General features: G+C 45.8%; 12 protein-coding genes. All 12 read right to left on the reverse strand.

What is annotated here, in order from left to right:
- Nucleotides 1–2 precede the first annotated feature (2 nt).
- The gene (locus SELR_RS12505) at nt 3–437 is read right to left on the reverse strand and encodes a flagellar protein FlaG (protein WP_014425591.1); all 435 of its coding nucleotides are present in this window, start codon (nt 435–437) and stop codon (nt 3–5) included.
- Nucleotides 438–490: 53 nt separating this feature from the next.
- Nucleotides 491–718: a carbon storage regulator CsrA gene (gene csrA / locus SELR_RS12510; protein WP_014425592.1), complete on the reverse strand. Its 228-nt coding sequence runs from the start codon at nt 716–718 to the stop codon at nt 491–493.
- A complete protein-coding gene (fliW, locus tag SELR_RS12515; protein ID WP_014425593.1) occupies nt 718–1,164 on the reverse strand; it encodes a flagellar assembly protein FliW in 447 nt (148 codons plus the stop codon). Before fliW ends, csrA begins: the two co-directional genes overlap by 1 nt.
- A 34-nt stretch (nt 1,165–1,198) precedes the next feature.
- On the reverse strand, nt 1,199–1,777 hold the full coding sequence (locus SELR_RS12520) for a DUF6470 family protein (RefSeq protein ID WP_041914421.1): 579 nt from the start codon (nt 1,775–1,777) through the stop codon (nt 1,199–1,201).
- Nucleotides 1,778–1,870: 93 nt separating this feature from the next.
- Nucleotides 1,871–3,217 (reverse strand): flagellin N-terminal helical domain-containing protein, encoded by a 1,347-nt coding sequence (locus SELR_RS12525; protein WP_041914422.1) that lies wholly within the window; start codon nt 3,215–3,217, stop codon nt 1,871–1,873.
- Nucleotides 3,218–3,234: 17 nt separating this feature from the next.
- Nucleotides 3,235–5,019: a flagellar hook-associated protein FlgK gene (flgK, locus tag SELR_RS12530; RefSeq protein WP_014425596.1), complete on the reverse strand. Its 1,785-nt coding sequence runs from the start codon at nt 5,017–5,019 to the stop codon at nt 3,235–3,237.
- 52 nt (nt 5,020–5,071) lie between these two features.
- Complete coding sequence (locus SELR_RS12535; protein WP_014425597.1) at nt 5,072–5,539, reverse strand: hypothetical protein; 468 nt, start codon at nt 5,537–5,539, stop codon at nt 5,072–5,074.
- A gap of 14 nt (nt 5,540–5,553) precedes the next feature.
- On the reverse strand, nt 5,554–6,036 hold the full coding sequence (locus SELR_RS17905) for a flagellar protein FlgN (RefSeq protein WP_014425598.1): 483 nt from the start codon (nt 6,034–6,036) through the stop codon (nt 5,554–5,556).
- 24 nt (nt 6,037–6,060) lie between these two features.
- Nucleotides 6,061–6,339 carry a flagellar biosynthesis anti-sigma factor FlgM gene (flgM, locus tag SELR_RS12545; protein ID WP_014425599.1) on the reverse strand — a complete coding sequence of 93 codons (279 nt, stop codon included), beginning with the start codon at nt 6,337–6,339 and terminating at the stop codon, nt 6,061–6,063.
- Nucleotides 6,340–6,545: 206 nt separating this feature from the next.
- A complete protein-coding gene (locus SELR_RS12550; RefSeq protein ID WP_014425600.1) occupies nt 6,546–6,956 on the reverse strand; it encodes a flagella protein in 411 nt (136 codons plus the stop codon).
- A gap of 76 nt (nt 6,957–7,032) precedes the next feature.
- Nucleotides 7,033–8,697, reverse strand: a complete 1,665-nt coding sequence (locus SELR_RS12555) for a ShlB/FhaC/HecB family hemolysin secretion/activation protein (protein ID WP_041914423.1) — start codon at nt 8,695–8,697, stop codon at nt 7,033–7,035.
- Nucleotides 8,698–8,713: 16 nt separating this feature from the next.
- On the reverse strand, nt 8,714–22,027 hold the full coding sequence (locus SELR_RS12560; protein ID WP_014425602.1) for a YDG domain-containing protein: 13,314 nt from the start codon (nt 22,025–22,027) through the stop codon (nt 8,714–8,716).
- Nucleotides 22,028–22,111: the final 84 nt, after the last annotated feature.

Consider the following 22,111-nt stretch of genomic DNA (forward strand, 5'->3'; position numbering starts at 1 on the left):
CCTCAGGCATTCTTGTCGAGGAAGGCCCCCAGCCATTCTCTGGCCTTAGCTATCTGATTCAACATTTCCTCTGGCGGCACTTCCTTGATTACTTCCTGTGTCTTTTTGTCCAGCAACTTCACGGACATTCTGTCCACATCTTTGTGATACTGGAATTCCAGGTTGCAATTGATCCTGCTCATGATCTCGTTTAATTCCTTGGTCATGAAGCTGACAGATTTCTCGTCCATCGGCTCGCGTTCTTCGCTCGCCTTTTCCTGAGCTTCTTTTTCTTCCGCCTGACCAAACTTTGGAGTTTCCTGTGCATCTTCCAGGCGCTTCACCTTTGGTTCCTGCGGTTCCGCTGCCACCTGCATGGAAGCCTTGTCACTGCCAATCCGCTCCGCAGCACCGGCCACAATCGAGGCCGATACGATGTCCTGAATTTTTCCTACCATGTCGATCCCTCCGTAGATTCACACCAGTTTCCCTAACTCCTAAAAATATTAAATTATTCTTTCGGCAGGCCAGCGCTTAAGTCCAAATCCATGGGCACTGGAGCGGCCGCTTGCTGATTCTCTTCCTGTATCGCGCGATAGATCTCGCCACGATAGATCTTTATTTCACGGGGTGCGTCAATAGCAATGCGGACATTGTCTCCTTGAACCTCTACCACATTGATGACGATATTGTCCCCAATCATAATCTGTTGACGCGGTTTGCGAGTAAGTACGAGCATTATTGTTCCTCCTTATTTTCCGGAAACAATCTATGCTTGGTCGTATAGCCGCTCTTGTCCAGTACGAGCTGACGGGCCTGCATATTGGCCGTATTCAGAACAACCGGCGCCATCAGATTGGCTGTCATGTCCTGCACCTTGCCATTATTCACCGTAATCAGCGTATAGATAAGCATATCCTCCTGCTTGGTCAGGGAAAGCTTATCCTGATTTTCGTCATCGATTTCAAACTCATAATCCGGGAAGAATACAAAGGGCATGGTCATCAGAAATGCCAAATCCGGCGTACTGAGTGACTGCAAGAACACATAGGGGCTTTCTTCATCGTAAGGAACAATCACAAATTCATGTTCATCTTCAAAAGCGGGAATTCCATCAGCAAAATGTACAACTTTTTCTTCTGCTACTTCCACTTCACCGAATCTTAATGTGTTGACTTTTCTCATCTGCTCTGCCTCCACTTCCGCGTGAATTTTTCTATCATGCGTAAATATCGTACTTGCCCTCGGTCAGCCACCGCCGTACATTTGCCTTTTGCTGCAGATAAATATCCACTTTGCCGGGAGTAAAATTGGTCTTGGCCTTGTAATCAGCCGTAATATCCATAGTCACATCTCCCACATCAATATCCCCCACAGCTTCTATGGGATGAAATTTAATGATTGGGTCAGGAATCAATTCCGTAACGATGTGACGTTGTTTTTTTATCTCCTGCTGTAGTTTGCTGTCATACCGCTGCACCACAGGGTTGCGCCCCTTTTTGCCACAGTTTTCCACATTGTCCCAGGCTTCCTGAGTCCAACGGGAAGTTGTTTTCGAAAGATCGGCGAAACCCTGCTGGCCATACTTTTTAGCAAAGTCGGTATGATTATCATTGCCGTAAGCATGACGGCTTGGATATTGGTCTATCTCCACGGACGGCTGTGTCCAATGTCTTTTGGAGCGAGCCTGACGTCCGTTGTTATGCAGCTCGGCGGGTGTCGAGTGAGCTTCCAGTTTCCCCAGCTGTGTATGAATACTAATCATCGGCTGGGTAAACCGCATATTAAGCCTTAGCATAGATTACTTCACCCTCTCCATGGGAAATTCCTGCTAAATCCTTTTACTTACTCTTATTTTACCATGTTTTTCTTAAAATTTCCTGTAAAACTTTTACAGATAATCAGCCAGACTCTTCGGGAGGATTCTGCCTCCAAGAGAAAGGCTCATATTGTAGATTGTCTGCTCCTGCATAAGACGAACTGCCAGTTTAGCCACATCGGTGGAACTAACATCGGTTATGTCACTCGTAATGGTCTCATTTACCGTACTGAGCATAGTCTTAGCAGAATTGTAAAGCTGCTGACGCGCACCAAGATAAGTTTCTGTTTCCACAGTCACGGCATGAGCCTGATCAGAAATAGTCTGTCCATCCGTAACCAGCCAGCCATGATCGTCCGACACTACCTTATTATGCACCGTCAGCATTTCATTTAGCATTGCCGTGCCCGAATAGGTATTGCCAGAGTCCGGATCATCAAAAATATCACAGCCAAATATCTGCTCCCCCGTAACATTTACTGCGTCAGCAGTAGGTTCAGTAGTACCATTTTTCTTAACCATGGAAATATGATTATTATCTCCGGTATAAGATGCAATCTGCTGATGAACGGTGGCAAATGTCAAAGTAACGGGCTGCCCATCTACTGATATCGTCTCACTGAAGGCTCTACCCGTAGCCTTTATTTCTCCAGTATTCTTGAAATAATCTGATACTTTGGTGCTTCCTGTCGTATTTCCCCATCCGGAAATAGTTCCCGCTTCACGCCCGGGTACATCGTTAATCGTAGCAGTGGCATTCTGTGCCACAATATCCTTGTAGCCATTCTCCACAAAATCTTCGGAATATACATTGCCATTTTTGATGTTGAGATAATATGTTTTACCGTCATTACCATTCAATGTAAGCATCTGCTGCAAAGAACCATTTTTATAAACACCGTCTTTACCGGAAAAGAATGCCTGCTGATTACCATCCAGAGTTTTAGCCAGCCCCCGATCGACTTCTTTTTCCGATAATTCAAAAGGCTTGGTCAGGTCACGCTGACCGCCGAATACATAGCGATCTCCCTGCATCGTATTCCCCAATGAGATAAGTTCCTGAATTTCAGCCATCATCTCTTTCCCAATAGCCGCCATATCCGTAGCGTTATTGGTATCATTGGCAGCCCCAACAGTCTTTTCCTTAAAGGTGGTCTGTATGGCCGTCATATTAACCAGTGCAGCATCCGAGGTTCTCATCCAGGATATAGCTGTATCTACATTATTCGTATATTGTTCATTTTCATTGATACTTTCATCATAACGGATGAATTTGGAATAATCGACAGGAGAATCTGATGGGCGGTGCAGCTTGCTGCCATCCCCCTGCTCCAAAAGGGTTGTCTGTCTGGTATTGGCGTCGTTCAACTGTTTCTGATAGCTGTAAACCATTTGATTGCTGCTAACACGAATCGACATTTATTTCACCTCATTTATTAGCGTCCTACGGTACCGGTGCTATTAATCAGCCTGTCCAACATCTCATCCATGGTGGTGAGGCAACGGGAGCAGGCACTATAGCCTTTTTGGAACATAATCATATTGGTAAGTTCTTCATTCCAGTCAACACCGGAAGTGGAGGAACGCCAGCTGACAATCTGAGTAATCAGGTCATCCTGCGCACTTTCCTTGATATCGACAGAATTGGCATTGGTTCCCAGCGTGGACATGGCCGAATTATAATAGGCATTCAGCGAAATCTTGCCCACAGCGTTGGCATCAGCCCGCACAGTTTCGCTGAGGTCAACATACTGTACAGAAAGGGTCGCAGTATTGGTGACATTAGATGCATCCAGATTGAAAAGGTTGCTCATATTGACCGCATTCGTTCCATCCCCAGGGCCGTTGACTTTCACAATATGTTCCCTGCCTGTATTGGGATCGAGGCCATAAGTTCCATTACCATCCACATATTTCTCCACCGTAAGTTTCCGAGCAGCGATCAAGGTTGTGCCACCGGTCTCGGTTATCTTGCCATTGACCTGCATAGCATTTATGATATTGATGCCATCCAGATATGAAATTTCATTAAGCGTACCATCTATCTTTACAACAGGCGTGTAAATTTCGTTTCCATTATCAGTATAGTCCAGGCTGCGTGTAATGCTATCCGACACGTACTCTGTAGCCACTACTCTATGCTCTGTATTATCCCAGGAATAAATCGTATTATCATCACCAAAGAAATTACGACCATAGGACGGACCTATATATGTGCCATCATTCCTAAACTCACCGAAATTGCCATCGGCACCGTCAATACCTGCCCCCTGCTGGTGCATATTATTAAAAGTCGTAAGCATAAAGCCCATCATGTCGGCCATTTTATCAATATAAGTCTTATCCTCGGCAATGGTGTCCAACTGAGCTTTCAAACTTCCGTTCAACGGAATATAAGACACACCTGATTCCTTTATTTGAATCGTATAATCATTTATGCCATAGGTAGTATTGTTATATGGATCAGACATCTCCAAGGTCAGCTTGTTTATACCATTAACCATGGAAATACCATTGGAAACCACGGTATACATACCTTTGTCATCTTCATAAACGTTGAGATTCATGTACTTGGACAATTCATCAACCAAAAGGTCGCGCTGGTCACGCAAATCATTGGCGTGTGATCCCGCCGCCTCGGCTGACATAATATTTTTATTTAAATCAACGATTTGACCGTTGATATCATTTATCGTACTTAAATGCACCCGCATATCTTCATATTGGGCGTTAATCTGATCCTGCAACTGCGACGAAACCGTTTTTACCCGATCGATCAGGATATTAGCCTGTTCCACCACCGTAACACGATTGCTATTGGTAGACGCATTTGCAGACAGATCACTCCAAGCCTTGTAGAATTTCTCCATGGCATTGAGGATGCCGGTCTTATCCGAATCATCGAAAATTGCTTCTAGCTTGTCATAATTAACCTGCTGATTTTTGTAGTACTCATGGGTTGATGTTTCCGCCCAAAACTGCTTGTCAGCGTATACATTGCGTGCCCGCATGATGGACATGGCATCAACACCAGTACCAACCAGAGAATTGCCATACAGAGACGGTACTTCCTGGGCACGGGTGGCGGCCTGATTCACCGACTGACGGGAATAGCCTTCCGTAGAGGCATTGGTTATATTATGACCAACGGTATCCAATGATAACTGATTAGCAAAAACGCCGCGAACCATTGTATTCAGTCCGGAAAATGTGGAACGCATAATTTATCACCCATTCTTTCCTCTGCCACATCTGGGCAAAACTAACTGCTGCTTAGACGCTGGAATCAAACATCTTGATTCCGCGTTGGCTCTCGCTCTCCGCTGCCTCCTGTGTATAGATATTGCTGGCCATGGTACGTGTCATGATATTGATGTTATAATCCACGTATTTCTTGCCCTGTTCCAACAACAGCGTTGCCGCAATGATCTCCCTATGCAGGGATTGCTCAAACTCCTGTGCACGATGAAAAAGATGCACAAGGATTTCCCATGCTTCCGAAGGAGGCATCTGACTAATGAATGTTCGCATATCCTTTGCGCTTTGCTTCTGTAAAAAATCCCTTTTTTTCTTTTCCAGTTTGGCTATCTCCAGCAAGGCAGGTTCCAGGGACTGTACCGCAGCAACGATATTGGCGCCTTTATTTTCTGCTTGCAAGACTTCTTTCAGTGCTTTGATTTTTTCCAAACATTGATTGCTGAGAAGCACCTGCTCCCGCAGCAAACGTACTGCTTCGTCCATAGGTTCTCCCACCTTCAGGCGTTAAACTCAAAATTCTTGTGATGTGTGGTTGCCTCGCCGCCTTTGCCATAAGCTGGTTCCACCTGAGCTCCCCCCAGACGGTTCAGATGAAAGGCTGCAGCTTCCATGGCGGCACGAATCAACAGGGCATTGCCCTCACTTAGTTCCTTGGCTTCCTTCACGGTAGCCTGCAACATTCTGTAAAGATTCTGCACAACTGACCGCAACTTTCCTGCAGGGATCAGCCCCATAATATCCTCCATTTTAGAGTCTGGCCCCAATTTTTCATTGGTAGCAGCCAGTTTAAGGAGTATAGCCTGACGCTTTTTTTCCAATTGGGCAATATGGCTGGTTGTTTTTTCCTCTTCCGGCAACAGAGCTTCCACAGTCTTCATATCCACCAGGATCAGGGCCGTGCGTTTCTTTTTGCCGATTTCAATCAGTGCCTTATAATCCTTGTTGAGTTCATTCAATATATTTGCAAAATCCTGCCACATGCCATAAATCCTCCCGCCTGTATGTTAGAATCGAATGCCTAAAAGGCTGGCTGCAATATTTTCACTGGGTACATTGTAGTCACCATTAGCAAATCTTTCGTTCAGGTTCTGCACCTTCTCACCGCGGACTTCGTCCATATTCTGCAGTTTCTGAAGCATGCTGCTGAAGCTCTGCCCCTCACGGGATAAAAGAACCTCATCACTCTTAGCTGCTTCCCGAACATTACCGACCCGCTTCACGCCGCTTGCAGAACTTACACTGTAAGCCCCTGCCACAGCCTGTACATTGCCATTGATAATCATCTTTTTCACCACCTGTAATCCATTATTTTCCTTACATCCGTCGAAGTTACATAGTATCTTCTGCTTGAACTATCGACAAAAAAAGCAGGAAACTTAATTCCTGCTTTTTGGTCATTATTTAGGATTACAGCTATTTTTCGCCATAAATCGGCATTTTTCGCCCATTATCATGTATGAATATCGAAACCTTCATTATTAATAAATTCTTAACGATCCTTGGATCGGAAGCCCTGTCCTCTGTTCTGATCAGTTTTGGACATCTGCCGGGCTGCAGTCTGCATAGCTGCCTGCTTCTGGAGTTCTGCCCGGGCAGCCTCTTCACAGGACTGGCAAATCTTGCCGGTAATGATTGGTGCACCACATTTCTCACAGGGATAGGTCATCTTGATTCCAATCTGCTCAAAGCGGCCTTCACGAATCATCTTCTTGATCATGCCTGAAGGAGCGCCGGTAGCTTCGCAGATCTCGGGAATCTTCGCCCCCCGATGATCGCGGACATACTCCACTACTTCATGTTCCTTCTCAAGGATCTTGTCGTAGCAATCCATACATACCTTATGTCCCGTGTCGTTAAAAAGCTTCCCGCACATGGGACAATTCTTGATTTTTCCAGCCATATTCTCCTCACTCCTTGGGCGTGTATTTCTCATCATTTGGGTTATTCGCGGCAAAGAAAGAAATTTCCTGCCAACCTTACCAAATTTTTCCTAGCATAAACCACGCCCGGCCCTTAGCCTTGGCTTTCTCGCTGAGACCAGGATCATCACCAATACGACGGGCATAATCCAATCGGGCGAACCAGTCATTGGGCTTAGTGTAGGAAAGGGCCGCACCATAACCCATCAAGGTTATCCCCGTCGATGATACATTCAGATTACCAGTTGGCTCTTTCTGACCGTCATTGCGATACCAAACATGACCAACATCATAATAAGTACTGAAAACTAATCCTGGTACTTTCGTGTAAAATCTTGCTTCCACGGTTCCCATTATGCCCTCATCGCCGGCACCCTCGCCCTGAGGATAGGCTCTGACTCCACTGGCTCCGCCCAAATACATACGCTCAGAGCCATCAAGATTATGACTGGCAATCTGTCCACTGCCTTTAATCAATACATCCGCACGATTGCCAAGCCGTTCTACAGCAGACACGCTTACCTCGCCTTTCGTATAATGTCCCTGTGTTCCTTTCCTGCTATAAATCTGTTTTGCATAGTCAGAATCCAGCCCTAGAACACCTGTGGTTACTTTAGCACTATAATTGACAATCGATCCCTTGCGCCGTTCAAAACCTTCCAGCGCTACATAACCACTATGTGAATGTTTGCGTGCTGTCCCGAACCCGGTATGTTCATCTTTAAGTTTGCGATAATCATATCCATAGCGAATTGTCAGCCCACTGTTGGTTAAATGGTACAGGGAACGATGCCCAAACAGGCTGGCCGTTTCGGCAATGCCATTAATCCCCAAGTTGCCCAGCCCTGTCTCATAATCCATACGGCTATAGCCCAAACCTAACGTAGCCCCGCCACGTCCCACAATGGTCTCATAATTGGCATAGTAGTTATGCATATGCTTATTGGAAAGCATTCCGCCCACGGATACCTTATCGCCATTGCCGCTGACATCATAGATATTATGCTGTAACCCGTAACGATACTGGCCTGTATCCTTACTGCCATAATTTTCCACATAGAGGACGGTATTGCTGCCCTTGCCCTTTTCGATACGCACGGTCAGATCGCTGGTGCCGAATTCCTTGCCTGGACTCAGCACACCGACAGCCTTAGTACCGCTCACATCCGAGATGGAATACAGGGTGGTTTCCAACCGGCCCGTGCGAATAATATCCCCCGCCTTGAGGCTGTTGACAAATCCCTTGGCCACCCGATCTTTCATACGGCTGCGGTTGTCAATCTTGATTTCCCCATAACGGCCGGGAATGACCTTGATCAGAATCATGCCATCATGACTTTCCTGGGCGGGGACATAGGCCGCCGCCGCTGGATAGCCATGCTGCCGGCAGTAGCGGGTGAGAGCCGACAACGTGGCATTCAGCTGCGTCATCGTCTTGTTCTCACCCATGCCGTCCTGCAGGATCTTTGTTAGTTCCTTCTTGTCCAAATAAAGGTCCGGGGCTTCCAGCCGGAAATTACTTATGGCAAATTCCACCTGAGGAGCCGCCTGCGGCCTTTCGGGATTATTGTCCTTCACTTCCGCTTCCGGGCGGGGGAGGTTTTCATTAACCTCCTGCCCGGGCTGGGAAAGAGAGGGCGCGGCCAGAGCCATGCTCCCTCCTAAATTCATAACAGCAACCATCAATCCTGTTGCAATTTTTATTTTGCTTAATTTCTTCATGCTGTTTACCTTCCCATTAAGCTACATTGACACCTTCATTTTTTACTTCCACTTCGATTTCATCATCTTCATCAGAATCTGAACCTTCGATGGCAATTTGACTTTTCTTTTTCTGAACTACAGATTTATCCTCTTTTCCATCATCTTCCAGAGGATTGACCTCAAGGTTAACGACCTGACCATCGTCGCTGACTTCAACATGGGCAATACCGGCAGCATCGACACCTTCCGTATTGACAATATCATTACCTACAATGCCCATAGTCGCCAGTTTTGTACCTTGACTGGTTGCATCTACATCCGTACTTACCCCCATGTTACCGCCATGGATCTCACCGCTATTGATGGTCTCCGTCCCTACTACATTACCCTGACCGTCCTGATATTCGATGACCGCTATCCCGGTATCGCCAAAACCACTGTTCATATCATGCGAAATCTGTTGGTAAATATCGCCACCAGCTGAAATCCCAGTGTCAGGGTTATCATTGCTAGGAATGACATTCACCGTAAGAGCCGTATCATTACCAGCATCCTGCGCAAACGTATAGTTAAGCCCCAGATTGCCGGAAATGCGATTGCTATACCAGCCATAAACCTCGTAGTAACCAGGATTGCTGGTCGTAGTCGTCTCATACGGAGCAAAGACGAAGGAGTCTGCCAGAGTGCTGTCAGTTGCCACTAGGCCTTCTACACTGCCACTGAATTCCGGCATTTCATCCCCCATGAAAACGGCTGCAGGCGTAGCCACGATATTAAGTCCCTTGCGGGAAATCGTACCTGTACCTTCAACGACACTATCCTCTAACTGGTAATTGCTATTACCAAGACTTAATGTATAGGATACCGTATGGTTAACTAGTTCGTCAGAAGTCTCAGAAATTCCTGCATTAGCATTATCATAAGTTGCTACTGCTGTCAAACCAAGATTTCCCTTATCCTTAGTAATGTAATTGCTGAGGGAAATATTTGCCTCGGCATTTTCCACACCATCGGTTGTACCATCATATACCTTGGTCATTTCACCAATAACGCTGGCTGTCAGCACCCGGGGAGTAATCACGCCATCATCTGCCGTAATCACACCATTCTGCCCGTAGTTCGTGACAGTGATATCCGGCGAAGCAGCGCCCTGCGTCAATTCATAGTCACCATTGTCAATGGCAATATCATAGCTGTATTCCTTATTGGTGCCAGCGTTGGCATCGCTATATGCTGCAGAATTGATCAGCACATTCACGCTATCGCCGTCCAGGATTCCACCAAGTGACACATTGGTATTAGATGCATAGATATCGCTAATAGCCGTTTCGCCGTCATATGCCTTCACCGGCGCACTTACAATATCCACGGTCAAAGCCGCAGGTGTAATGGTACCGCTGCCATTCAGGCTGGTCGTTGCCACGTAGTAATCATTTACGCTGTTATCATTTTCAGTATAAACATCCTGCAAGGTGAAATTCGTGAAGGTAATCTGCTGCGTTGCCAGCGTACCATCGTCATTGCGATGCACATGACCATCCTCATACTGTCCCTTAATGCTCTCCGTGTTCAGCCAGATATCCGAATCACCTGCAACAAGGCCTGTGGCAGCCAGTTTAAACCGGCCGGAGCTGGTGTAATTATCCGCCATATCGGTGGTGGCATCATAAACTTTATCAATGCCATCAACCTTGACAGGCTCCACGTAGACCTTGCGCTGCTCAATATCGCCCGCTGCAGTTGCCACAGGTGTAGCAATTTCATAGTTGCCGCTTTCATCCGACAATCCCAACGTATAGGTAATGGTTTTGCTGTTGGTGTCAGCAGCTTCCGGTGCCACACTGGCATGCTTGTCGTCATAGTAAGCCGTAATCGTAATCTTGTTCAGGAGCTCATCCTTGGCCAATACAGCCTGATCATCTGTATCCAAAACGAAATTGCCCGTATCAGCCACTACCGTGCCATCGTAAATCTTGCGATTGCCAATGGCATTCACAACGTCTGCATTAATCTGCCGCGGAGTAATCACACTGTAGACACCTTCTGCGGAGCTGTCCAGATCCTTGCCTGCCAATGCTTCCAATACAGAAGTATCCAGCACATAGTTGGCGTTTCCGCTGCCATCATTGACTTTCGTATTCACGGAATTGATATGATAGTTCAGCACATGGGTGCCGCCCACATTCTTATCATCATAATTACCCACAGCTTCATAATCAATGGTCAGATCATGGCCATCCATACCCGTTACGGTAAGCTTCAGAATATCATTGATTCCCAATTGCTCGCCAGCACTGCCGTCACTATAATCATACACCTCTTTCAAATCCGTATCCGCATTATACTCACGGATAACCGGCTTCCAGTTCTCTGTCGCAGCCTGGGTAATGGTTATGGGCTTAATCTTGCCTTTGGCCAGCGCCGCCGCAAAGTAAGCGGTGTTATCAATGGTATAATTCTTGGAAATACTATTGGTACTGTCATCGGCATTCATGACATCCAAAGCATTACTAAGGCCAGTATAGAGCACATCCTTATAGGCTACCTCCTCACCATTCCAGCTGACATTAGCATCTGCAGCAAAGTCATTGGCACTGCTGCCGCTGCCATACTGGCCGGAAACCTTGGCCAAAGCCGCCTCACTCAGCGTAAAGGATTCACCATTCACACCGGTGAAAATTAATTTGTCTGCCGTCAGCTGATCATCATCAGCCAAAGTTCCATCCCCGACAACTGCGGTGCCATTGTAAGTCTTGTTGACTGCCAACGGAGTCAGCGTCAGTACCGCCTTGTTGATAACGCCAGTACCTTCCAGCGTGGAATATGCGCCATCCGCATCCGTACCAAGATTATCCAGACGATGAATTTCATAGTTGCCTGCAGCCTCGCCGCTAAGCACCACATCATAGGTAACCGTCCGGTCGCCTGCATCCTTGCTGTCATAACGGGCATTGATAACAGAATTGCTGCGATTGAGCTGCGTGCCGTCAAGATCCGTCAGCAGATCTCCATCCCGGACCACAATCTTATTGCTGACATCTTGAGTCACAGCCGTATTACCATCATAGATTTTCCCAATAACAGGTGTATCTGCCAGGGAAACATAAACCTTCCGAGGATTGATCACACCATCATCAGCCGTTATAACGCCATTCTGTCCCTTGTTGCTGATTTCTATTGTCGGCAGATCTGCGCCCTGCGCCAAAGTATAATCGAGGTTGTCAATCGATACTGTGTAGGAATATTCCTTGCCTTCAGCAGCATTGGCATCTGCATATGCACCACCGATGTACTGCCAGTTAACCTCCTCCCCTGCCAGTATTCTGTCCGTCGATAAGGTCAGATTATCAGGCGTGTCATATTCTGTACTCAGGTTTCTAGTGGCATCATAGCCCTTGACAGGTGCAGCATTAATGCCTACCGTCAAAGCCCGGGGCTGAATCTTGATACTGCCGGTAATCACATCATCAGCGACCAGATAGTAATCTCCCAGATCACCACCATTTCTTTCCAGCGTATCCGTCAGGGCAAAGCCTGTAAAAGTAATATCCTGTGCCACCACATTGCCTTCAGCATCGCGCTGGACATGGCTGTCTGCGTAAGTACCTGTAATGTCAGCCAGGTTCAGCTGAATGTCTTTGTCTCCGGTTACAATGCCGGAACTTTCATCTGCTGCCGCCAACTGGAAATGATCTGCATTAGTATAACCAGCTGGCATAGACGTAGTACCATCATATTCCTTCTCAATATTATCAATGTTTAACGGTTCCACATACACCGGACGCTTTTCGATATCACCCCAAGCAAAACCTTGCGGGGTAACGACTTCATAATTACCGCTGTTATCATCAAGACTCAAAGTATAATAGATCTGCTTGTAGTTCGTGATTTCTCCTGGATTTGCACTGGCATGCTTATTGATATAATTCGCCGTAATCTCAGCTTTGTCCAGAATTCCATCCTTCGTCAAAACAGCGATATCGTCATCATCCAGAGCAAAATTGCTGCTATCAGCATTTATCGTGCCATCGTATACCTTGCTGTTGCCAGTGGTATTCAACACCTCAGCATTTAACTGCCGGACGGTAATCGTACTGAGTACATTTTCATCTGCACTGTCTACATCCTGACCAACCAGGCTATTCATCACAGCGTCAGACAGAGCAAAGTTTGGCTTATTATTGGCATCCTTGACCTGTCTTTGAACGGAATTGATATGATAGTTCAGTACATGGTCATTCCTAACGTTCTTATCATCATAAGCTCCCGCAGCCGTGTAACTTACCGTCACAGGATTTCCATTGGGATCTGTTGCCGACAACGTCAGAATATCATTGATTCCCAACTGCTCACCTTTGACACCGCCCGTGTAGTCATAGACCTCATTCAGATCTGTATCCGCATTATACTCACGGATGACAGGTTTCCAGTTCTCTGTAACAGACGTGATCATCATGGGGTTAATCTTCCCCTTGGCTTGATCTGCCGTAAAGGAGGCCGTGTCCTCAATGGTATAATTCTTGGAAATACTGTTGGTGCTGTCACTGGCATTCATAACGTCCAAAGCATTGCTAAGGCCCGTATAAGTTACATCCTTATGCGCAACTTCATCACCATTCCAGCTGACATCGGCATCGCTGTATGTACCGGAAACCTCGGCCAACGCCGCATCGGTAAGGGTAAAGGATTCATTATTGACACCCTTAAAGATCAGCTTATCCGTTGTCAGCGCATCATCTGTTGCCAGAGTGCCATCACCGATAACATTCGTCCCATTGTAGGTTTTGCTGACTGCCAACGGATCCAGTGTCAATACCGCCTTATTGATGACGCCAGTGCCTTCCAGCGTGGAATACTCGCCATCCTCCGCCGTGCCAAAATTGGCCAGACGATGGATTTCATAGTTGCCTGCGGCATCGCCGCTAAGCACCACATCATAAGTAACCGTCCGATTGCCTGCATCCTTGCTGTCATAGCGGGCATTGATAGCAGATTTGCTGCGATCAAGATCCGTACCATCAAGGCTGGTCAGCAAGTCGCCATCCCGGACAATAATCTTGTCGCTTACAACCTGCTCCACAGATGTATTGCCATCATAAGTTTTCACAATAGATGGTTCCGCATCCAGCGATACATAAACCTTCCGCTTTTCAATCACACCATCATAGGCTTTAATGACACCGGACTGTCCGCCAGCCGCTACGGTAATAGTCGGCAGGTCCGTTCCTTGAGACAGCTTGTAATCCGCATTATCAATAGATACAGAATAAGAATATTCTTTACCAGTATCAGCATTGGCATTTGCATACCCGGCAGAGATTAACTGCCAATTAACATTATCGTCTCCCACCACGCCAGACAGCGTCAGATTATCCTTGGTATTGTAGGCATCACTGAGATTGCTGTTCGCATCATACTCTTTTGTAGGAGCTTCATTAATAGCAACCGTCAAGGCCTTCGGTGAAATCGTGCCGCTGCCAGTCAGGGAAGTGGTCTGCAGGTCATAATCAGCTGTAATATTATCATTGGCTGTATCATTATCCTGCAAGGCAAAGTTGGTAAAGTTGATAGCATGGGTGCCAACATGTTTATTGGTATATTCGCCCTGAATCGCATCGATATTCAGAACAATATCCTTATCATCAGCCACAACGCCCGTATTTTTATCCGCATCTTTCAGCTTGAAACGACCAGCATTACTGTAATTTTCCGGCATAGCCGTGGTGCCATCGTAATCCTTGTCAATGCCATCAACATCTAATGCCTCTACATAGACCTTGCGTCTGATGATATCACCTTTGGTAGTGCCGACAGCGGTATTGCCCGTAATAGCTGCCGTATCACTGCCCAATACATAGTTGCCATTACCATTCCCCGTCAAAGTCAGGGTATAGTCTATAGTCTTTCCTTCCGTAGCATGCTTATCCTTATAATCGGCCTTAACCGTGTAATCCACATGATCCGTATCCGCATTGATGATCGCCTGATCCTCATCAGAAAAATGAATCTTGCTTTTTGCATCCAACACTACCGTACTGCCATCATAAATCTTGCTGTCCTTTTCTTCTATGATATTGATGGCCAACGGTGAAATATGCCCCGTGACAGAAGCACCATCCACATTGCGGGAGGTATCCGTACTTTGCCAGGTGGTGACAGCATCACTAACCACCGCATCAGACAGCTGATAGTTGCCCTGATTGGCATTTACACCAGTTACGGTATAAGTCAGGGCACGATCACCCTGATTCTTCGACACATAACCTACGGAACTGGAATCATACTGATAGCCTTTCTCTCCGGCCTGCAGTTTCAGCACACCATCATAGTCAGTATCCACCTGCAGAGTCAGCACACCATCGGCATCTGTATTCACGGGCAGATTCGTCGTCGCATCATATACCTTATCCACGCCGGTTTGCCAGACAGCCTTCAAGGGGGCCGTAATTTCTTTCGGCACAATAATCCCCTTGGCATCATCCACAGCATAGGTAACACTGTTTACGGCAATGCTGTAATTTTTAGCCAGATTATTGCGCTGAGCATAATCCGCCAGTGCCGTCTGCAAGCCTTCATAGCTCAGGCCCTTATCCAGCACTGTGCCATCTGCAGCCCGACTCACATTGGCATCCGTGTAAGTTCCCGTAATCAGAGCCTTAGCTGCACCATCCAAAGCAAAGTCAGCATCCCTTTCAGCCAGATTGTCAAACTTCAGATTATCGCCGGCATTGGTAACATCTGCCGAAGTATCATAAACATGGAAATCCTTCACAAAATCAATGGTCAATTCCCGCTGCGTAATTGTACCTGTGCCTTTGAGGGGATCAGCAGCAGTTATCGCCGTCCTGTCTGCCAAATTATCTGCATAGCGGTGCAATTCATAGTTGTCCGAATCATCCCCTGTCAGTTTCACATTGTAGATAACATTAATATTGTTGCCCACATTTTCATCTGCATAAGCAGCCGTGATATTATCCCAGTCTACATTAACATTATCCCCTTCCAGAAAATCTGTAGAATCTGTCATATAAATTTTGTTGTTATTGCCTGCAACAGACTGCTCCACATTCGTGGTGCCATCATAGGTCTTCTTAATGAGCGGCGAATCATTCAAGGCCACATGGACATGACGCTGGGTGATTTTCGCATTATCCTTGGTAAGATCAAAGTAGAATACGCCATCCTGCGGAACATCGCTGATGGCAGGTTGATCATTGATGGTAACATTGGCAAAACTATAGTTGTAGTTGTCGTTGCTGATCCCCAAACGCAGATTTGCTGTATACTCACCAACAGCTCCATCGCCCTCATACTTGGTATTTTCCAGATCCAGTGAGAATACCAGCGGTACTTCCTTGCCATTAGCAGTCACTTTAGGAGCAGTCAGGTAGTTTTTGAGCGCCGCCTCGGAATAATCGCGATTATATTCGCCGCCAGTGTAGGCAAGCTGCGTATTCTTGTCATATTCCTTGGTTATATCGCCAATACCAAACTCATAATTTCCATACAAGTCACAAGGCTTTATGACACCAGTGCCGTTTATCTCTGTGATTTCATTACCTTCATTGTCAGCCAAATAATAGTTGTTATTGCCAATGGCCAGATTCGTGTAGCGAACCACATGTGTTCCCGGATTATGATCGGCATCAGGATTCACATTACTGTCTTCCTTGGTATTGGCAGCATCGTAGTATACACCTGTATTTTCCGTAATCTGTAAGTCATCACTATTCAGACCATCATAATTCGTCCCCAGTTGCAAAACACCTCTGGTGGTATCTGCCGCGACAGATGGCGTACCATCGTAGTCCTTGGTTATCGACTTATTAACCGTAAGTTCCACACCAAAGGGCTTAATGGTATTACCCGTGGTGACAATCTTCCCATTCGTCAGCTCATTGCCTTCACTGTCCACGATCTTGTAGTTATTGCCGGCACCACTGATGGCAGGGGTATACTCAATGCTCTTATTACCATCACCAGCATTAGGATCAGTATACTGGCCCGTGCTGGCATTCTTACCGATGACGTTGCCAGCCTTGTCCTTAATCAGACCGGTCAGGTTGATGATGTCGCCTTTAGACAAAACAGTCCCCGTAGCCGTATCCGTGGAATAGGCCTTGTTATCGCCATTATATAGATCAGTACCACCATCATAATTCTTCGTCAGCGTCTCATGGACAACCGTCGCCTTAACCGGACGGGCAGTGATTTCTCCTGAATTGATCGTATTACTCTTAGTAAACGTATCTGGTCCATTATAATCATAGTTGGTCAGATCATTCTTATTGATCGATATGGTATAGGTGACAGTTTTGTTCTTCGCCACATCAGCCGTATCAAATGTAGCACTATCGATCTTGAATTTATACGCCGGTGAATCCGGATCACTGTTGCTGACAAAACTACCGGTAGGCAAATTGATACCACTGGCCTCGTCGTTGATCCATTTCCGCTGGAACGCATCCAGTTCGTCACCTTCCATGCCATATTCGCCTACGGTCGCGCTACCGCTATAGACCTGCGTGATGTTATCGCTCAATTTAAAGACAAAGTCATCCTGCGTAATAGTGCTGGGGCGTATAATGCCTTTGCCATAGAAGGTATTCTGCACTTCATAGTTCTTTGCATTATCCCCCAAAGCAGTGAGCACGCCGCTGTATTGCACATCTTTATTGGACGCCTTACCACTCTCATCACGATAGACATCCTCATTTTTCTTAAAATCGGTATCATTGCTGCCATAACCATAGATACCGTTAAGACTGGAAATAGCAAAACCATCATTTTGGACTACAGTATTGTTATCCGTATTATCGGTCGTATCTTTACCAAAATCAATCGTTGCCAAACTCGGGAAATTCTCATCCTTCTTCACGTCCACTTTCGTGTCATATTCTTTGGAAGGAACCGCAGTAGTACTAAGACTAAGCGTGCGTTTTTGAATGGTTCCCGTTGCAGTCCATTCGGTAATCGGCGCATCTACTGTATTGTTGCGGAAGTAGTAATCATTATGGGTATCCCCATCCAGTGCCAAAGTGTAGTTCACCGTTTTGGAGCCAGCATTTTTATCATTGAATTCCGCAGTGATGCCATTGGTGGGCTTATACGTGGAATCCATATCCGTAAGCAACTGATCTTTGATGGTAATCAGATTTTCTCCCTTGGCACTGATGTTTTTTATACCATCATATACCTTGGTAATCTTGCCATCGGAACTATCCGTATTATTGTCCACCAACAGATCATCTGTGACGGTGATTGCCTTGGGGGTAATCTTGCCGCCATCGGTGATAGTCTTCAGAACATAACCATCTGTTTTCAGTGAATCAGCAATACTGTAATTACCGTTTTCTGTCACAGATAACTTATATGTCACATCCTTAGCTGCAGAATTATCACTATGCTGGTCTTCATAGGTTGCCCCAGCCACAGTCAGCGTAATATCCAATTTCTTCGTTGAATCGGCGGGCTGAACATATGCCTTACTGGAGGTTAGATAATCTTCAGCCTTCACCGTGCCATAGGCCACATTATTGTTGCCATCATAGACCTTTGTTATGGCTTTGTCATTACGATCCAGCTTGATCCAGCTGCCATCGGTAATTTCCAACGGATTGATACGGCCATCACCATAAGCCACCGTACTCAGATCATCTGCCAGAACATAGTTACGGTTTTTCAATAGATTCCCCAAACCGGTATAAGCGACTTTATTGTCAACCACTGTCGTGCCCTGTCGCTGCACATTTCCATTTGCCTTGAAGGCACCATTTACAAAAGTACCATACTGGCCCGTCAGTATCTTAGAACCTTCTGCTAATTGTCCATTGGCATCCACATCAAAGATCGTATTTACAGCCTCTCCTAAATTCTGATTATCTGCAACTGCGTTGATGGTTATACGGTCATTGGCCAGCAATGGCGCCGTATTGTTGACTTTATTCGTCACGTCTTCTGTGCCATCATAAGTCTTGGTAGCCTTGGCGAAAGTAACCCCCGTAATGGTGGCTGGTGTGATTTTACCCTTGCCTTCGAATGTAGCCGTGTTGTCATTGCTGGTACTGAAGACATAATTGTCCGAAGCTTGCCCATTCTCCAGGACTGCAGCCGTATAAGTGATATTCTTATCCGCTATGCTATATCCAGTCGTAGACTGCGTGTAATTAACATCCTTGCCAGCAGCATCATTGCCAGTCTTGACGTATACCCCCGTGATACTGATGGTGGATTTATCCGTATCACCTAACAGATGATGGGACGTATCTGTGGAATCCGCATATTTCAGATACCCCGGGAAACTGAATGTGGTATTGCCGGCACTATCCTTCACTGCATCCGTGCCATCATAGACCTTCTCCGCATAACTTGTGGGATTGACCACCACATTCAACGTCCGAGCTTTAATCGTACCCGGGCCAATAACCGTGTTCGTACCACTTGTATTGATGACTGCACCATCCAATGTATAATTGGCCGCCGAATCTCCGGAAATTGCCACAGTATAAAGGACACCAGCTGCCTCCTTCACATTCTTGGTTTTCTCAGCTGTACGCTCTTTATCCGCATCCAGCGTTCCGGTAGCCGAAGTGACAAAATCTGCTCCCTTTACGGTGAACGTCAGGCTATCGCCCTCAATCATACCGCCTGTCGCCCCGACATTGCTGACGGTATAGTTCAGTGGAGCCTTATAGCTGGATGTGCCATCATAATACTTATAGGGGTCAGTCTGCTTCACACCATCCTTATACCAATAAAAATCGGTCGAAGAAATATTCTTAGGTGTTATTTCTCCATTGCCATAGAGCGCGCCGCCCGCAGAAGCATTAACACCGCTCCCGTCCAGCCCATCAATTGCTGCGCTATAGATGGGGACATTGTTGGCATTAACCAGCTTATAATTTTTTCCTGTTGAGTCATTCAGCTTAATTCCTGCATATTCTACCAAATGACTGCCTGCCTTTTTCGTAGGTGAATACGTATTATCCGATTTCTTATCTACGTAGTTAGCCAGATCAGCATATGTCAAACCAATCGTATCCACAGTCTGCCCATCTACCAAACCGCCATTCTCACTCTGATCGGCTGCTATCTGTATTTGCGCCTCTGGTTTATACGTATCGCTAACGGTCGTTTCGCCGTTATATTCCCGCTTAATCCCCGTGGCATTTTTCAACTCAATACGAAGTTCCCGCTGCTCAATCACACCGTTTTTACTCGTCCCGGAAAAGGAAAGTGAACTCACATTGTCAGTAACGGTTCCTACATTCTCTGCATCATTGATATCTACCAGTTCATAGTTACCATACGTATCTCCTGTCAGCGTAACTGTACCTGAGGCTGTAACATATTTCCCTACGCCAACATCAGGGCTCTCTTGCGTTCCAGCAGCATCCGTGGTAAATTTGGGGGCATTCGTTACCGTATGCGTAAGCGTGACCGTACCGGTATCTTCTTCAAAAATGCTGCCATCTGTCCCTTTGAACAAATTACCCACAGCAGCACTTGCATCCGCCGTACCATCATATACCTTCCGGATTTCCGTAGTCTCATTAATGCCCGCTTTTATCTGATACGGATTCACAATGATAGCATTGCCAATATAATCATAACCAGACTGAGTAGAGCTAAAAAGATTATAGATTCCTTGGTTGCGTATAGTTACGTTTCTACTATCTCCTACTGAAGGTGTTACATTTACCGTAGTTGTTTTGCCATTATATGTCCAAACGGTATCCTCAGCAGAATTATGCGTAGTCGTCTCACCATCACGAGTATAGGTGTAATTTACCGATACCGTACCGTTAGCCTTTAAAAATGACCGCAAGAGAGGCAACGTATCTCCTTCATAAATACGCCATGTATCATTACTGCTTGAATCACCTAAAAAAGCATAACTGGAGGCCTTTGTTGCATCAGCATTAGTAGTGTTATTATTTCCTCCAACTATTTCACCATCTTTAATAATATAGGTACTACTAGGATTTCCTCCCGTTTTCGTTATATTAGTAGCTGTTGTATATACATTGGATATCGACGTTGTATCACTAGCCTGACCAACGATTCCTCCAGAATTCGTAGAATCGTGAAAGTTAATATTTGTCGTATACGAATTAGTTATTTCTACAGTTCCAGATGTCTTCCCAACTATACCACCAATTGCATACGAGCCTTCAGGAAATATTTCTGCCCCCGTTACATAGACACTATTGACTTTTACTCCTGTACCAGTTTTCCCTATCAAACCGCCAACAGATTCAAAACTTGCTCCAAAATGCCCTAATTTTGAAGTACCTGATACGGATACATTCTCTATGTCTGTATTCTCTATATAACCCGCCAAAACTCCAGCTACTATTTTCCCCTTTATATTCGCATCTACTAATCCTAAATTTGATATTTTAGCGTGTTGTGTATCCGAACCAGCTACATATCCGAATAATCCTGCATAGTCATATCCAGTGTTTTTATTCGCATTTATATTTATTCCAGAAACACTATAATAATTACCATCAAAAGCCCCTGTAAATGGTTGTTCAGATGATCCAACAGGAACAAACGTCCCCACATTTGTAATATTACTACCTAATGCATAATGACCACTAAGTGTTGTCGTATTTGTATTGATATTTTGTAGTTCATCTTTCGTTGTAATTAACGTATAATCATCCCTATTGCCATTCGTTGCCGTAAACTTTGATGTATCCACACCAGCCTTATGGTCAAAGCGAACCGTTCCCTGTGCATTTGCCGTTACCTTATTTGCGATAATATCTTCCGTGTTCATAAACTTGATATTACCGCCCTCAACATAGACAGAGTCCGCCGTTACCTTCCCCATATTAACGATATCTGCCGCCGCACTTGCTGCAGTATCCAACAAGGGATTGGTACCATTAGCCGTGAAGTCATTTATCTTTGTCGTATCAATGGCATTTGTCGTGGAAACATAAAGACTCCCCACGTCCACAGTGGCATCCTTGCCAAAGATAACACCATTGGAATTGACAATATAGACATCATTTCCTCCCTTAATGGCACCATCGATTTGAGATTGTTTTTCTCCCGTAACAATGTTCATATAGTTGCGAGCTGTATTAGGGTTATCCGCATCAAACTGAACGGTCTCTCCTTTGGCTACCGAAAAGTCCTGCCAATTCACGACATTATTCGTCTGCTTCCCCACCACTTCAGTTGTAAAACCAGACGACGAAACATCTGCCGTATTGTTCTTTGACGTATCCAAAACAGGCGCACCATAAGCAACCGGAATCATACTAAACATTCCAGTAATCAAGGCAAGACTTATCTGCCCCGCTAATTTTTTCTCGATGATTTTCCTCTCCATGACGCACTCTCCATATCCGATCTACTCTATCCCATAATTCCTGTTATATATTGCAAAAAGCCCTCCTCATGCGAGAAAGGCTTT

It is taken from the genome of Selenomonas ruminantium subsp. lactilytica TAM6421 (assembly GCF_000284095.1).
Taxonomy (GTDB): domain Bacteria; phylum Bacillota; class Negativicutes; order Selenomonadales; family Selenomonadaceae; genus Selenomonas_A; species Selenomonas_A lactilytica.

Coding starts and splice junctions, on each gene's coding strand:
- SELR_RS12505 (WP_014425591.1), bottom strand. CDS start 437: ATGGTAGGAAAAATTCAGGACATCGTATCGGCCTCGATTGTGGCCGGT.
- csrA (WP_014425592.1), bottom strand. CDS start 718: ATGCTCGTACTTACTCGCAAACCGCGTCAACAGATTATGATTGGGGAC.
- fliW (WP_014425593.1), bottom strand. CDS start 1,164: ATGAGAAAAGTCAACACATTAAGATTCGGTGAAGTGGAAGTAGCAGAA.
- SELR_RS12520 (WP_041914421.1), bottom strand. CDS start 1,777: ATGCTAAGGCTTAATATGCGGTTTACCCAGCCGATGATTAGTATTCAT.
- SELR_RS12525 (WP_041914422.1), bottom strand. CDS start 3,217: ATGTCGATTCGTGTTAGCAGCAATCAAATGGTTTACAGCTATCAGAAA.
- flgK (WP_014425596.1), bottom strand. CDS start 5,019: ATGCGTTCCACATTTTCCGGACTGAATACAATGGTTCGCGGCGTTTTT.
- SELR_RS12535 (WP_014425597.1), bottom strand. CDS start 5,539: ATGGACGAAGCAGTACGTTTGCTGCGGGAGCAGGTGCTTCTCAGCAAT.
- SELR_RS17905 (WP_014425598.1), bottom strand. CDS start 6,036: ATGTGGCAGGATTTTGCAAATATATTGAATGAACTCAACAAGGATTAT.
- flgM (WP_014425599.1), bottom strand. CDS start 6,339: ATGATTATCAATGGCAATGTACAGGCTGTGGCAGGGGCTTACAGTGTA.
- SELR_RS12550 (WP_014425600.1), bottom strand. CDS start 6,956: ATGGCTGGAAAAATCAAGAATTGTCCCATGTGCGGGAAGCTTTTTAAC.
- SELR_RS12555 (WP_041914423.1), bottom strand. CDS start 8,697: ATGAAGAAATTAAGCAAAATAAAAATTGCAACAGGATTGATGGTTGCT.
- SELR_RS12560 (WP_014425602.1), bottom strand. CDS start 22,027: ATGGAGAGGAAAATCATCGAGAAAAAATTAGCGGGGCAGATAAGTCTT.